Origin of the sequence: Bacillus sp. FS02, assembly GCF_024398395.1 — a bacterium.
In the GTDB taxonomy this organism is placed as follows: domain Bacteria; phylum Bacillota; class Bacilli; order Bacillales; family Bacillaceae; genus Bacillus; species Bacillus altitudinis.
The window spans coordinates 310,881-326,048 of record NZ_CP074101.1 but is presented as its reverse complement, the minus strand read 5'-3'; the positions used below and the strand labels follow the sequence as shown (position 1 = coordinate 326,048).

Annotated in this window: 16 protein-coding genes; all 16 read left to right on the top strand. The window is 41.8% G+C overall.

Annotated features, from left to right (window positions below):
- Positions 1-6 precede the first annotated feature (6 nt).
- The 16 genes from flhA (at position 7) to KFQ09_RS01555 (ending at position 15,148) form a co-directional block, all read left to right on the top strand.
- Complete coding sequence (gene flhA, locus KFQ09_RS01630; protein WP_035392063.1) at positions 7-2,040, top strand: flagellar biosynthesis protein FlhA; 2,034 nt, start codon at positions 7-9, stop codon at positions 2,038-2,040.
- Positions 2,040-3,158 carry a flagellar biosynthesis GTPase FlhF gene (gene flhF, locus KFQ09_RS01625; protein WP_017359083.1) on the top strand — a complete coding sequence of 373 codons (1,119 nt, stop codon included), beginning with the start codon at positions 2,040-2,042 and terminating at the stop codon, positions 3,156-3,158. The genes flhA and flhF overlap by 1 nt, the downstream gene beginning before the upstream one ends.
- Entirely contained in the window at positions 3,155-4,060 is a 906-nt protein-coding gene (locus KFQ09_RS01620) for a MinD/ParA family protein (RefSeq protein ID WP_035392057.1), read from the top strand. The genes flhF and KFQ09_RS01620 overlap by 4 nt, the downstream gene beginning before the upstream one ends.
- Complete coding sequence (locus KFQ09_RS01615; RefSeq protein ID WP_008344775.1) at positions 4,057-5,139, top strand: protein-glutamate methylesterase/protein-glutamine glutaminase; 1,083 nt, start codon at positions 4,057-4,059, stop codon at positions 5,137-5,139. Before KFQ09_RS01620 ends, KFQ09_RS01615 begins: the two co-directional genes overlap by 4 nt.
- A 5-nt stretch (positions 5,140-5,144) precedes the next feature.
- On the top strand, positions 5,145-7,172 hold the full coding sequence (locus tag KFQ09_RS01610; RefSeq protein WP_035392054.1) for a chemotaxis protein CheA: 2,028 nt from the start codon (positions 5,145-5,147) through the stop codon (positions 7,170-7,172).
- Positions 7,173-7,196: 24 nt separating this feature from the next.
- The gene (locus tag KFQ09_RS01605; RefSeq protein WP_007499568.1) at positions 7,197-7,658 is read left to right on the top strand and encodes a chemotaxis protein CheW; all 462 of its coding nucleotides are present in this window, start codon (positions 7,197-7,199) and stop codon (positions 7,656-7,658) included.
- Positions 7,659-7,670: 12 nt separating this feature from the next.
- The gene (locus KFQ09_RS01600; protein ID WP_007499567.1) at positions 7,671-8,297 is read left to right on the top strand and encodes a chemotaxis protein CheC; all 627 of its coding nucleotides are present in this window, start codon (positions 7,671-7,673) and stop codon (positions 8,295-8,297) included.
- Positions 8,297-8,797 carry a chemotaxis protein CheD gene (locus tag KFQ09_RS01595; RefSeq protein ID WP_007499566.1) on the top strand — a complete coding sequence of 167 codons (501 nt, stop codon included), beginning with the start codon at positions 8,297-8,299 and terminating at the stop codon, positions 8,795-8,797. Before KFQ09_RS01600 ends, KFQ09_RS01595 begins: the two co-directional genes overlap by 1 nt.
- A gap of 24 nt (positions 8,798-8,821) precedes the next feature.
- Entirely contained in the window at positions 8,822-9,589 is a 768-nt protein-coding gene (locus KFQ09_RS01590) for a FliA/WhiG family RNA polymerase sigma factor (RefSeq protein WP_007499565.1), read from the top strand.
- 21 nt (positions 9,590-9,610) lie between these two features.
- Complete coding sequence (locus tag KFQ09_RS01585) at positions 9,611-10,150, top strand: hypothetical protein (RefSeq protein WP_017359079.1); 540 nt, start codon at positions 9,611-9,613, stop codon at positions 10,148-10,150.
- Positions 10,151-10,305: 155 nt separating this feature from the next.
- The gene (rpsB, locus tag KFQ09_RS01580) at positions 10,306-11,040 is read left to right on the top strand and encodes a 30S ribosomal protein S2 (RefSeq protein WP_007499561.1); all 735 of its coding nucleotides are present in this window, start codon (positions 10,306-10,308) and stop codon (positions 11,038-11,040) included.
- 91 nt (positions 11,041-11,131) lie between these two features.
- Positions 11,132-12,013 carry a translation elongation factor Ts gene (gene tsf, locus KFQ09_RS01575; RefSeq protein ID WP_007499558.1) on the top strand — a complete coding sequence of 294 codons (882 nt, stop codon included), beginning with the start codon at positions 11,132-11,134 and terminating at the stop codon, positions 12,011-12,013.
- Between the two features lie 134 nt (positions 12,014-12,147).
- Positions 12,148-12,870 carry a UMP kinase gene (gene pyrH / locus KFQ09_RS01570; protein WP_008344767.1) on the top strand — a complete coding sequence of 241 codons (723 nt, stop codon included), beginning with the start codon at positions 12,148-12,150 and terminating at the stop codon, positions 12,868-12,870.
- 1 nt (position 12,871) lies between these two features.
- Positions 12,872-13,429 carry a ribosome recycling factor gene (gene frr / locus KFQ09_RS01565; protein WP_008344764.1) on the top strand — a complete coding sequence of 186 codons (558 nt, stop codon included), beginning with the start codon at positions 12,872-12,874 and terminating at the stop codon, positions 13,427-13,429.
- A 129-nt stretch (positions 13,430-13,558) separates the two neighbouring features.
- Positions 13,559-14,341 carry an undecaprenyl pyrophosphate synthase gene (locus KFQ09_RS01560; protein WP_007499552.1) on the top strand — a complete coding sequence of 261 codons (783 nt, stop codon included), beginning with the start codon at positions 13,559-13,561 and terminating at the stop codon, positions 14,339-14,341.
- Positions 14,342-14,353: 12 nt separating this feature from the next.
- Entirely contained in the window at positions 14,354-15,148 is a 795-nt protein-coding gene (locus KFQ09_RS01555; protein ID WP_007499550.1) for a phosphatidate cytidylyltransferase, read from the top strand.
- The last annotated feature ends 20 nt before the right edge of the window (positions 15,149-15,168 follow it).

Sequence of the window (15,168 nt, the reverse complement as noted above, 5' to 3'; positions counted from 1 at the left end):
ACAGGCATGTCAGCAAGAGATTTATCTGTTTTATTCAGTGTTATTTTAATCGTGGCGATGCTGGTCATACCGTTTCCGCCCGTCCTATTAAGTATTTTAATTATTATTAATATTTCTCTTGCGCTTATCGTGCTTCTCACCACAATGAACATGCAAGAACCACTGCAATTTTCCATTTTTCCATCGTTACTTTTGCTCTTAACACTGTTTCGTTTAGGGCTTAACATCTCTACAACCCGTTCTATTTTATCAACTGGAGATGCTGGTAAGGTTGTAGAAACGTTTGGATCATTTGTTGTTGGGGGCAATATACTCGTTGGTCTGGTTGTCTTCCTTATTCTGATCATCATTCAGTTTATTGTCATCACCAAAGGGGCGGAGCGTGTATCAGAGGTTGCGGCCAGATTTACACTCGACGCGATGCCAGGTAAACAAATGAGTATTGACGCAGATTTGAATGCAGGAATGCTGACAGAAAGTGAAGCTAGAAACCGCCGTGAAAAAGTAGCAAGAGAAGCAGACTTTTATGGTGCGATGGATGGTGCAAGTAAGTTCGTTAAAGGGGATGCCATCGCAGGTATTATCATCGTTATTATCAATATTATTTTTGGCATCATTATTGGGATGATTCAGCAAGGAATGTCGATTCAAGAATCAGCTTCCCACTTTACTCTTTTAACAGTAGGGGACGGAATTGTGTCGCAAATCCCTGCACTTCTCATCTCAACAGCGACAGGGATTGTTGTCACGAGAGCGGCTTCTAACGGAAACCTTGGTTCAGACATTACGGGTCAGCTCTTTGCCTTCCCTGCCATGCTTTACGTCACAGCAGGTACGATCTTCCTGCTTGGATTGTTTACGCCAATTGGCGTACTTTTGACAGGGCCGATCGCAGGTTTACTTGCACTCGGTGCGTACATGATGTCGAAAAACAAACAGGATCAAGAAGAGATTGAAGAAGTACTGGAAGAACAGGCAGAGGTAGAAGAGATGAAAAGTCCAGAAAGCGTCATTCATCTCCTGCAAATGGATGCCATTGAATTTGAATTTGGCTACGGGTTGATCCCGCTTGCAGATGCCAATCAAGGCGGAGACCTGCTAGACCGAATTGTCATGATCAGAAGGCAGCTTGCTCTTGAACTAGGTCTTGTTATTCCAGTTGTCCGTATTCGAGACAACATTGCGCTGAACCCGAACGAATACAGGCTCAAAATAAAAGGGAACGAAGTGGCAAAAGGAGAGCTGCTGCTCGATCATTACTTAGCGATGTCTCCAACGCCTGATGATGATCCGATTGAAGGAATTGAAACAATCGAACCATCCTTTGGCCTGCCGGCAAAATGGATATCAGAAGCAGAAAAAGATCAGGCTGAAATGCTTGGGTATACAGTGGTCGATCCAGCATCTGTTGTGTCTACCCACATCACAGAGAAGATTAGACAAAACACCCATGAACTGCTTGGACGCCAAGAAACGAAGCAATTAATCGATCATCTGAAAGAAAGTTATCCAGTTCTAGTAGATGAGGTAACACCGAATCCACTAGCGGTCGGGGATATCCAAAAAGTACTTGCAAAGCTTCTGAAAGAAAAGGTCTCCATTCGAAACCTTGTGACCATTTTTGAGACCCTTGCAGACTACGGAAAATTAACGACTGATACAGACTTGCTAACAGAGTATGTTAGACAGGCACTTGCAAGACAGATTACTGCACAGTATGCAAGAGAAAATGAATCACTGAAAGTCGTGACATGCTCAGGCCGAGTCGAAAAGGTGATTGCAGACAGCGTGCAGCAAACAGAGCATGGGAACTACTTATCGTTAGATCCAGAATCCTCTGAAAGTGTGATTCAATCAGTGGCGAGAGAAATTGAACAGCTTTCGCTTCGTCAGGAAACGCCGGTTCTATTATGCTCACCTCCTATAAGAATGTACGTCAAACAGTTGTTAGAAAGATATTTCCCAGATTTACCGGTACTATCTTATAACGAACTAGAAGCAAATGTGGAAGTACAGAGCATCGGAGTGGTGGATATCTAATGAAAATGAAAAAAATCACAGCGAATTCTATGCAGGAGGCAACGATCCAAATCAGGCAGCAGCTTGGGAAGGATGCCGTCATATTAAATTCGAAAACCGTTGTCAAACGAAAGCTGTTCGGTTTAAAGAAACAGCAAATGGTCGAAGTGATTGCAGTGCTGGATCAAGATTTTGAAGAAAGAGCCGGCAAAGGATTACAACCAGCAGCTGCGCCTATCCCGGTGTTACCGAAAAAGGAGCAGACTCAACACCTTACACAAGAGCTGCCGGCTGCTGCTCAAGCAGTCAAAGCAGCGCCTTCTCATTCTCAGCCTATAGAATATGCAAGAAACGAACGCCATGCCGGGATCTTGCCGGATTCTCTCATGAAAATGGATCAAAAGCTAAAGGATCAAGGTCTTGATGATGAGATTCGAGATGAATGCTTAAAGGGTCTTTTAACAAAGGGTGCTGTGAAAGAAGAGCAGATTGAAAAAGAACTTGAAAAATTACTCACAGGGATGCTGCCGGCTCACACTTCTGATGAGCCGATGATTCGTTCGAAATACATTGTGCTGTTTGGTTCAACTGGTGCTGGTAAAACGACAACGATTGCAAAGCTGGCTGCGAAAACGGCTATTCAGCAGCAAAAGAAAATTGCTTTTATCACAACAGATACGTACCGGATTGCAGCGATTGAACAACTAAAAACATATGCTGAACTGCTGAATGCACCTCTTGAGGTTTGTTATTCAAGAGAGGACTTTGTGAAAGCACAGCAGACCTTTAAAGACTATGATCATATTTTCATCGATACAGCAGGCCGTAACTTTAAAGAAGAGGCGTACATCAAAGAGCTGACAGATATCATTCCATTTGATGAAAGCATTCAAAGTTTTCTTGTCATGAGTGCGACATCGAAATATCAAGATATGAAAGCCATGGTCAAACGTTTTGAACACGTTCCAATCGATCAATTTATTTTCACAAAAGTTGATGAAACAGACACGATGGGAACGATCTTTCAAATCATTGCAGAATCTCAAATCGGGCTCGGGTTTTTAACAAATGGTCAAAATGTGCCTGAGGATATTCTTGAGAGTTCCCCCCTTGATTTGACAAGGATGGTCTTACAATGATGAAGCCTGACCAAGCCGAAGGTTTAAGAAAGCTTGTTCAGCAGAACCAACTGATTGTACCGAACTCTCTTCGTGCGAATGGACAAGCGAAAACCATTGCTGTCATGAGCGGTAAAGGCGGAGTAGGTAAATCGAATTTGACGCTGAATATGGCACTGTCTATCGCAAGTACGGGCAAGCAAGTGCTCATCATCGACCTCGACTTTGGCATGGGGAATATTGATATTTTACTAGGGAAAACATCGACCAGCTCTATATTAGACGTGCTTGTTAGGAAAAAATCCTTCCAAGCGGCTATGACAAAAGGAACGGACAATCTGTATTACATTTCTGGCGGAAGCGGGCTTGAACAGCTGTTTTCTTTAGACAAAGATCAATGGTCGTTCTTTTTAGAAGAGATGGAGAAAATATTGAATGACTTTGATTGTATATTCTTTGATATGGGTGCAGGCTTGTCAAAAGATCAACTCCCTTTTGTCTTATCGGCAGGAGAAGTGGTTGTTGTGACAACGCCAGAACCAACATCCATCATGGATGCCTACAGCGCAATTAAGCACTTAGCCATTCATCAGTTTGAACAGTCTGTTCAAATCATTGTCAACCGGTGTAAAACCCCTTCGGAAGGATCTGAAACGTACCGGAAATTAGCAGGAGTGGTGACGTCCTTTCTACACCGAAAGCTTGTATTTGCTGGTGCGGTACCTGATGATCCTGCTGTTCCTAAAGCAGTCACTGAACAAATGCCATTTTATATGAAGCAGCCTCATTCAAGGCTAAGTAAAACCATTAAAATGCTGGCTGAAACGCTTTATCATCAGCAGATAAGAGAGGCACAGAGAGAGCAGCATACGTTTATAGATAAGTTGTCCTCTTTTTTTAAAAGGAGGAAGGTGGACTCATGATTAGAGTGCTTGTAGTAGATGACTCGGCTTTTATGAGAAAACTCATCAGTGATTTCCTAAGTGCCGAGCAAGAAATTGAAGTCGTCGGAACGGCGCGAAATGGAGAAGATGCCTTAAAGCGGATTAAGGAATTGAATCCAGATGTTGTCACACTTGATGTGGAAATGCCTGTTCTAAATGGAACAGAAGCATTAAAACAAATTCTGGCTGAACACGACCTTGCTGTGATTATGGTGTCAAGCCAGACGAAGCAAGGGAAGGAATTAACCATCCATTGCTTAGAACTCGGTGCTTTTGACTTTGTGACAAAGCCTTCAGGAAGTATTTCGCTCGATTTACACAAAGTAAGAGGTCAAATTGTAGAGCGGGTACTTGCGGCAGGCCTGTCGAGAAAACGTACTGAGAAACAAGTTTCTCCTAAGCCGTTCATGAAGCCGCCAAGTCCAATTCCAGCGGCCGCTCCCCGCCTGCAAGAAGTAAGAAGCGGCTCATCACTCCGAAAGATTATTTCAATCGGAACTTCTACGGGAGGGCCTAGGGCGCTTCAACGAGTCGTCACGAAGCTGCCAAAAGACATAGAGGCGCCGATTTTGATTGTGCAGCATATGCCGGCAGGATTTACGGCATCGCTGGCTACTAGATTAGATCATTTATCACAAATTACAATCAAAGAAGCTCAAGATGGAGACATCGCTAAAAATGGAGTGGCTTACATAGCTCCTGGTGGATTGAATATGTCACTTCATGAACAAGGGGCAGCTTTAGTGATCAGGCTGTCCCCAGAAGACACTGACAGCCGTCACAAACCTTCTGTTAACTATTTATTTGAATCCATCAGCAACATAAAAGGTTACGAGAAAATCGCTGTCATTATGACAGGAATGGGTAGTGATGGCACAGAAGGTGTCAAAAAAATGGTCGCAAGCGGTCATACAAAAGTCATTGCAGAAAAAGAAGAATCATGTGTTGTTTTCGGAATGCCTAAATCAGTCATTAAAGCAGGCCTTGCACATGAAACAAGGCATGTGGATGACATCGCACATGCAATTATAAGCTCCATGAAAAAAGAGAGGGCGTGAACACGTTGGATGTAAACCAATACTTAGATATCTTTTTAGATGAAAGCAGAGAACACTTACAAACTTGTAATGAAAAACTTCTTGAATTAGAAAAGAACCCAACAGACTTGCAGCTAGTGAATGATATATTCAGAGCCGCTCATACACTGAAAGGCATGAGTGCAACGATGGGCTTTGATGATATGGCTCAATTAACACATCATTTAGAAAACATGTTTGATGCCATCAGAAACGAACAAATGATTGTCACTCCTGAATCAATGGATACGATGTTTGAAGCACTCGATCACCTTGAAGCAATGGTTCAATCGATTGCAGAGGGCGGGGATGGAAAACGTGATGTCACGGAGATTAGTAAAAAACTAGATGTGACAGGAAGCCATGCAGAAACAGCATCTGCCGTTGAGACAGCTGAAGCATCATCAGCTGCAAGCGACCTAAATTATAACGAATTTGAGCGTACAGTTCTTGATGAAGCAAGAGAACAAGGCTTTAAATGTTATGAGCTGACCGTGACATTAAGTGACGCATGCTTATTAAAAGCCGTTCGTGTCTATATGATTTTTGAAAGACTGAACGAAGCAGGAGAAGTTGTCAAAACGGTTCCGAATGCAGAACTTTTAGAATCAGAAGATTTTGAATCTGAATTCAGCATTTCTTACTTATCGAAACAGCCGATGGAAGAAGTGAAAAAAATCGTGACAGCGATCTCAGAGGTTGAACAAGTGGAGATTTCTGAAGTCTCTGCCTTTGAAGAAGCGGCTCCGGCTGAAACAAAAGCAGCGAAACCTGAGCAGAAAAATGAAGAAGCCACAGTTCCTGCCGCTAAAGCGCCAGCAAACGATGCGCCAAAAGCAAATGGCAATAACGGTGCAGCTGCCGGCGGAACGAAAACGATCCGTGTCAACATCGATCGTCTAGATTCACTTATGAACCTGTTTGAAGAGCTTGTCATAGATAGAGGACGTTTAGAACAGATTGCCAAAGAACTTGAAAACAACGAACTCACGGATACAGTGGAAAGAATGTCCCGTATTTCTGGAGACCTGCAATCGATCATCTTGAACATGAGAATGGTACCTGTAGAAACGGTGTTTAACAGATTCCCACGTATGATTCGTCAATTGACGAAAGAGCTCAATAAGAAAATTGAACTGATCATTGAAGGTGCTGAGACAGAGCTTGATCGAACAGTGATCGATGAAATTGGCGATCCGCTCTTACACTTACTTAGAAACAGTCTCGATCACGGGATTGAATCACCAGAAGAACGTGTGAAAAAAGGCAAACCAGAAAAAGGAACCGTTCTATTAAAAGCGTATCATAGCGGAAACCATGTCTTCATTGAAGTAGAAGATGATGGCGGCGGGATTAACCGTAAAAAGGTCCTTGAAAAAGCATTAGAGCGCGGGGTTATTACAGAAAGAGAAGCGGAAACGCTTGAAGATCACCAAATTGATTCATTGATCTTTGCAGCAGGGTTCTCTACAGCGGATACGATTTCTGATATCTCGGGCCGAGGTGTAGGTCTTGACGTTGTGAAAAACAAGCTGGAATCATTAGGTGGTTCTGTGAGTATTAACTCAACAGAAGGTCAAGGCTCACTTTTCTCAATTCAGCTTCCACTCACATTATCGATCATTTCCGTACTTCTTGTGAAACTAGAGGAAGAAACATTTGCTATTCCGATTTCTTCTATTATAGAAACGGCTGTCATTAAGAAGAGTGACATCCTTCAAACGCATGATCGTGAAGTCATTGATTTCCGCGGATTTATCGTACCGGTTGTGTACTTGAAGAAACAGTTCAACGTACCAAATGCGAATGATTTAGAAGAAGAACTGCACATTATTGTTGTCCGTAAAGGAGACAAGCTAACAGCATTTGTGGTCGATTCGTTTATCGGTCAGCAAGAGGTCGTATTAAAATCACTTGGAGATTACCTACCAAACGTATTTGCGATATCAGGCGCAACAATCTTAGGTGACGGTCAGGTTGCACTCATCGTTGACTGTAATGCACTGATTAAGTAAAAAACAATAGAGGAGCGGTCTGAAATGAGTACAGATATCAAAACTGGCGAAAAGATGATTGTGTTTATCGTAAACAAAAAAGAATACGCCATTTCAGTATCAGAAGTAAAGTCCATTGAAAAATGGCAGCAGCCGACAAGAGTTCCTGGCGTTGCCCCTTATATATGCGGTGTCATTAATCTACGTGGTGTCGTGACACCTGTCATTGACCTTAGAGTGAGACTTGGATCAACTGACAACGAGATTACAGACGAAACAAGAATGATTATTGTACAAGTTGGTGACATTGAAGTCGGCTGGATTGTTGATGAAGCAAATGATGTCATTACTGTTCATCAGGAAGAGGTAGAATCTTCTACTGATACAGCTGAAAAAGAAGGACTGTCATGGGTGACAGGTATTATTAAGCATGATCAGCGTCTATTCAATATCATTCATGCTGGTGCGGTCCTCGACAAGAGCGTGCAAGATGCACCTGTTCATTAAGGGGGATGTGAGATGAGCATTTTCAATGAAATTAAAGATGAACAGCTAGATATATTAAGTGAGGTTGGGAATATCGGAGCAGGCCATGCAGCGTCTGCTCTTGCCAGCCTATTGAATCGCAAAATTGATATGGCTGTTCCTTTTGTCAAAGTTCTCTCGTTTGAAGATTTAATGGATTTCTTTGGTGGAGCAGACCTTCCAGTTGCCAGTATCTTTTTGCGAATGGAGGGTGATCTTACCGGTTCAATCTTTTTCATTATGCCGTTTGAACAAGCTGAACAATTTGTAAGAGAGCTTGTTCAGGACCCAGCATTTGATATTGATACGATTCATGAACACATGCTAGGAACATCAGCGCTTCATGAGTTAGGAAATATTTTAGCAGGCTCTTATTTATCAGCACTTGCCGATTTAACAAAACTGCAGCTTCACCCAAGTGTTCCAGATGTCACGCTCGACATGTTTGGGGCTGTCATTAGTGAAGGATTAATGCAGTTTAGCCCTCTCGGCGATCAGGCGATTGTGATTGATACATCTATTTTTGATGATCAAAATCAGCAAGAGCTGAAAGGAAATATGTTTCTATTACCAGACTTTGAATCGTTTGAAAAACTGTTCAAAGCATTAGGTAACCTATAATGAACGTGCAGATTCCGGCAGTTGTAAAGGTTGGTATAGCGGATGTTCAGCTTGTGAAAACACCGGACCGTATTCGGACATCCGGTCTCGGTTCTTGCGTAGGACTTGTCCTTTTTGACCAAGAAAAAAAACTGGCAGGACTTGTCCATGTCATGCTTCCAGACTCCTCTCTTTCAAAAGGAGCGGTAGAGAACTTGGCTAAGTATGCAGATACAGGTGTCAAGCATACAATTGATCTGCTCTTAAAAGAAGGAGCGCGCAAACATGCGCTAAAAGCGAAGCTTGCTGGCGGCGCAGAAATGTTTAAATTTAAGTCAACCAATGATCTGATGAGAATTGGACCTAGAAATGTATCAGCTGTGAAAGAACATCTGTCTCTTCATCATATCCCGATCATTAGTGAGGACACGGGCGGAAACAATGGACGCACGATTGAATTCGATCCGCTTACAACAGAACTTGAGATCCGCACTGTGAAACAAGGCATTATGAAGATATAACTAAGGAAGTATAGGGGGAGAAAGATGCAATCCTTAAATTACGAAGATCAGGCGCTATGGGCTAGATGGAAAGAGTGGAAGGACCCAGCTGCTGGAGATGATCTTATGCGCCGCTATATGCCGCTCGTCACATATCATGTTGGAAGAATTTCCATCGGTCTCCCGAAGTCAGTGCACAAAGAAGACTTGATCAGTCTAGGGATGCTCGGTTTATATGATGCCCTTGAAAAATTTGACCCCGGAAGAGATCTGAAGTTTGATACATATGCATCCTTCAGAATTCGTGGGGCCATCATCGACGGTCTTCGTAAAGAGGACTGGCTGCCTCGTACATCAAGAGAAAAAACAAAAAAAGTAGAAGCGGCAATTGAAAAGCTTGAACAGCGATATTTACGAAATGTGACACCAACAGAGGTTGCTGAAGAACTCGGCATGAGTGAACAAGATGTGGTCACAACGATGAATGAAGGGTTCTTTGCGAATTTGCTCTCGATTGATGAGAAGCTGCATGATCAAGAAGACGGAGAAAACGTTCAAGTCATGATTCGCGACGAAAAGACTGTGACACCTGAAGAAAAAATGCTGAAAGATGAATTAATTGAACAGCTTGCCGAAAAAATGACAGAGCTTTCGGAAAAAGAAAAGCTTGTGATAAGTCTTTTCTATAAAGAGGAATTGACGTTAACGGAAATTGGTCAAGTGCTTAATTTATCGACCTCCCGCATTTCGCAAATTCATTCAAAGGCATTGTTCAAGCTTAAGCATCTGCTTGATAAAGCCATTCAATCTTAAAGAGTTAGTGAGTGAAAAAATATGCTATGGCTGATTAGCTTTATGCTTCATGCTGCACTTATTTATTTTGTGATCATTTTATACACGAGAATGAATTCGCTGAAGGCAACAGAACAAAAGCAGCGAGAGCTTTTAGAAGAAACGGAAAATACCCTGGCTGCATTTTTGATGGAAGTCAAAGAAGAGAATGAAAAACTATCAAAAGCTGCAGCCACTTCCCCTGATTTTTCTGCTGAAGAGCTGAAATCGGATCTTCAGACACCAAAGCAGCCACAACCACCAATTGAATCCCTGCAATCGGTAGAAAGTGAAGATCCAGTTCCAGAGCACCTGTCGACTCTCCTTAGCGAAGTTGAGGTGCAGGAAGAGAAGGTAAACGAACCCGTTTCAAGTCTCGAAACAGAAGCTTCTACGCCTTCTGAAAGTGAAATAGAAGAAACATTCGAGGAACAAGTAAAGGCCTTATATGATCAAGGGCTATCATTAGAAGAAATAGCGAAAGAATTAAAAACGGGCAAGACAGAAATCGAACTTTTATTAAAATTTAGCGGAAAGCTGTAAAGGATTCTTGATTGTCAGTCCATCATGTGTTATATTATTTCTTGGTGTTAAATACACACGCTTAATGATTCGTATGAAGGTGCTGCCGTGGCGCAGTTTTATGTGAACATGACTTAAGCGGAGGAAAAAAAACCATTATATTAGGAGGCAACAACATGTCAGTTATTTCTATGAAACAATTGCTAGAAGCTGGTGTTCACTTCGGTCACCAAACACGCCGTTGGAACCCAAAAATGAAGCGTTACATCTTTACAGAGCGTAACGGTATCTACATCATCGATCTTCAAAAAACGGTGAAAAAAGTAGAGGAAGCTTACAACTTCACGAAAAACCTTGCTGCTGATGGAGGAAAAATCCTTTTCGTTGGTACGAAAAAGCAAGCACAAGATTCAGTGAAAGAAGAAGCAATCCGTTCTGGTATGTTCTATGTAAACCAACGCTGGCTTGGTGGAACGTTAACAAACTTTGAAACAATCCAAAAACGTATCAAACGTTTAAAAGATATTGAAAAAATGCAAGAAAACGGTACGTTCGAAGTTCTTCCTAAGAAAGAAGTCGTTCAACTGAAAAAAGAATTAGAACGTCTTGAAAAATTCCTAGGCGGAATCAAAGACATGAAGGGTCTTCCAGATGCACTTTTCATTATCGACCCTCGTAAAGAGCGTATTGCAGTTGCAGAAGCTCGTAAATTGAATATCCCAATTATCGGTATCGTTGACACAAACTGTGATCCAGACGAAATTGATGTTGTGATCCCTGCAAACGATGATGCAATCCGTGCTGTAAAACTTCTAACTGCTAAAATGGCAGATGCGATTCTTGAGTCTAAACAAGGCGAAGAAGAAGCTGTTGTAGAAGAAACGACAGAAACTGAAACAACAACTGCGTAACCTATTCAAAAGGTGATAAGAGGGAACTGCCTTTTATCACCTTTTTTTCACCTAGTAATCCGTGTTTTAACATAGAAGGAGGAAATGTAAAATGGCAATTACTGCTCAATTAGTAAAAGAACTGCGTCAAAAAACTGGTGCAGGTATGATGGACTGTAAAAAAGCGTTAACAGAAACTGATGGTGACATCGATAAAGCAATCGATCTTCTAAGAGAAAAAGGGATCGCAAAAGCTGCGAAAAAAGCAGACCGTATTGCGGCAGAAGGATTAACTCTTATTAAAACTGACGGCAACACTGGCGTTATCCTAGAAGTGAACTCTGAGACTGATTTCGTTGCGAAAAACGAAGGATTCCAAAATCTTCTTAACGAACTTGCTGATCATTTACTTGCTGCGAAACCTGCAACAATTGAAGAAGCACATGCTTCTAAAATGGAAAATGGTTCAACAGTTGAAGAACATATTACTTCTGCAATTGCGAAAATCGGAGAAAAAATTACGCTGCGCCGTTTCTCAGTCATCACAAAAGAAGATAACGCTGCATTCGGTTCTTACTTACACATGGGCGGACGCATCGGTGTATTAGCGGTTCTTAACGGAACAACTGATGAAGAGCTTGCGAGAGACATCGCAATGCACGTTGCTGCTGTAAACCCTAAATACATTTCTCGTGACCAAGTGTCTGAAGAAGAAGCAAACCGTGAGCGTGAAGTATTAACACAACAAGCGCTTCAAGAAGGAAAGCCTGAAAATATCGTTGCTAAAATGGTAGAAGGCCGTCTAAACAAATTCTTCGAAGAAATTTGCTTACTTGACCAAGCATTCGTTAAAAACCCAGATGAAAAAGTGAAACAAGTTGTAGGTGCGAAAAACGCAACTGTTCAAACTTATGTTCGCTATGAAGTGGGCGAAGGTATCGAAAAGCGTCAAGACAACTTTGCTGAAGAAGTTATGAGCCAAGTGAAAAAATAATGTTTGAAAAGCTCTCTGGGGCTTTTTTAGGGAGCACAAGCACTGTGTTCCCTATTTTTTAGAGGATATTGATTTACAAAAGGCGGTTTCTTACGCATAATAAGAGACGGTATAGTTTACACTTGGAGGTTATCATGAGCAAACCGAAATATAATCGCATTGTACTGAAGCTAAGTGGAGAAGCACTAGCTGGTGATGCTGGAAATGGAATTAACCCAACTGTCATTCAATCAATTGCAAAGCAAGTAAAAGAAATTGCAGAACTTGATGTTGAAGTTGCAGTCGTTGTAGGTGGAGGAAACCTTTGGCGTGGTAAGACAGGCAGTGACTTAGGAATGGACCGGGCAACAGCAGACTATATGGGGATGCTTGCAACAGTGATGAATTCATTGGCATTACAAGACAGCCTAGAAACGCTTGGCATTCAGTCTAGAGTACAAACCTCTATCGAAATGAGACAGGTTGCAGAGCCATACATAAGAAGAAAAGCGATCCGCCACCTTGAGAAGAAACGTGTCGTGATTTTTGCTGCAGGTACTGGTAACCCTTATTTCTCTACTGATACAACAGCAGCACTTCGTGCAGCTGAAATTGAAGCAGATGTCATTTTAATGGCGAAAAACAATGTAGACGGTGTCTACAGTGCTGATCCTCGTACAGATGCGGATGCAGTAAAATATGATAAGCTTTCATATCTTGATGTACTAAAAGAAGGGCTTGCTGTAATGGATTCTACTGCGTCCTCATTATGTATGGACAATGACATTCCATTAATCGTCTTCTCTATTATGGAAGAAGGAAATATTAAACGTGCCGTCAATGGCGAATCAATCGGAACGATCGTGAGGGGGAAATAACGTGTCAAAAGAAGTGTTGAACCAAACAAAAGAAAAAATGGAAAAAGCCGTTCAAGCATACGGACGTGAACTAGCAACTGTCCGTGCGGGCAGAGCTAATGCTTCCCTTTTAGACAAAGTAACAGTGGATTACTATGGTGCGCAAACACCACTAAACCAAATTGCGTCAATTACAGTGCCAGAAGCACGTATGCTGATTATCACACCTTACGATAAAACAGCGATCGGTGATATCGAAAAGGCGATCCAAAAGTCTGATCTTGGTATCACACCAACAAGTGACGGAAACGTGATCCGTATTGCGATCCCAGCACTAACAGAAGAAAGACGTAAAGAACTTGTAAAAGTTGTGAGAAAATACTCAGAAGAAGCAAAAGTAGCTGTTCGTAACGTTCGTCGTGATGCAAACGATGAATTGAAAAAGCTAGAGAAAAATGGGGAGATCACTGAAGATGAATTAAGATCATCTACAGAGGATGTTCAAAAATTGACAGATGAATATGTCGCTAAAATTGATGAAGTGACAAAAGATAAAGAAAAAGAAATCATGGAAGTTTAAGAAAAAACTATGTACAATAGATAATAGTGAAAAGACCCTCTTCATGTTTACAGGGGGTTTTTTTGTTAATACTGTTGAGGACTATATTATTAGCGGGAACGCAACCTTTTTGGGTGATGGAGGAATCTCATGCTCAATATACTCAAAAATTGGAAGAATCAGCAAACAGCAGCTTCCAACTTAGAAAGCCTGACAAAAGAAGACATATTAAATGGAGAAATTCCTGAACATATCGCCATTATCATGGATGGGAATGGAAGATGGGCGAAGAAACGTGCGCTTCCACGGGTAGCAGGACATCATGAAGGTATGAAAGTTGTCAAGCGCATGACCAAGCTTGCAAATGAGCTGAATGTCAAAGTGCTGACTTTGTATGCTTTCTCTACAGAAAATTGGAAACGTCCAAAACTAGAAGTAGACTTTTTAATGAAGCTTCCTGAAGAGTTTCTAAACATCTATCTGCCTGAACTCATCGAGGAAAATGTCCGTGTACGTTTAACAGGTGATCCAGACGGCCTCCCGCAGCATACGAAAAAAGCGGTAGAGAACGCAGTGAAGAGTACGGCGAATAATGACGGACTCATTTTAAATTTTGCGCTCAATTATGGAGGACGGACAGAAATTATTTCTGCATGCAGACAAATTTCTGAAAAAGTCAAAGAAGGCAAGCTTCGAGCAGAAGACATCACAGAAGAGATGTTTTCAGCTTATTTAATGACAGAATCTCTTCAAGATCCGGATTTGCTTATTCGTACGAGTGGAGAAATTAGATTAAGCAACTTTATGCTTTGGCAAATTGCATACAGCGAGTTTGTCTTTACGGATGTGCTTTGGCCTGACTTTTCTGATGAGCATCTCATAGGCGCTATCGGAGAGTACCAGCGCCGCGGCCGGAGGTTCGGTGGAATTTAGAGGGTGGTGCAGATGAAACAAAGAATTTTGACGGGTGTTCTGGCAGCTGCAGTGTTTTTACTTGCAGTGATTTATGGACAAATGCCATTTACCCTGCTGATTTATTTAATGGGAAGTGTCGCTCTCTTTGAGCTCCTTAGAATGAAAAAGATTTCGATTTTCAGCTTTCCTGGCATTGTCAGCTTAATATTGCTTTGGCTTTTAATGGGCGGAGAAAATAGCTTCTTCCCGAACGTAGACGCATCAAAAATGCAGATTGCTTTATTTGCAGTCTTAATCCTTTTAACTTATACAGTTCTGAGCAAAAACTCTTTCACATTCGATGAGGTTGCTTTTGTTATATTAGCCACATTATATATTGGCGTTAGTTTCTATTATTTTATTCAAATTAGAGGCTTGTATGGCATGAGTGCGATCTTCTTCGCAGCGGTGATTATTTGGTCCACTGACTCAGGTGCCTATTTTATTGGGAAATCTATGGGGAAACGAAAGCTTTGGCCAGAGATCAGCCCAAACAAAACAGTAGAAGGATTTATCGGCGGAATCGTCACAGCGGTCGTGCTGTCACTTGTGTTCCAGGCGGTTACAGGATTTTTGCCATCATATCTGCTTGTTATGTTTATTACTCTTTTGCTCAGTATTTTTGGACAGCTTGGCGACCTTGTGGAATCTGCTTTAAAGCGTCATTACCATGTGAAGGATTCAGGGACAATACTCCCAGGTCATGGCGGAATTTTGGACAGGTTTGACAGCTTTTTATTCGTTCTGCCGTTTTTATATTTATTGCTGGCCACGTTTGCTAGCTAACCTCATAGAAACTAATTGAA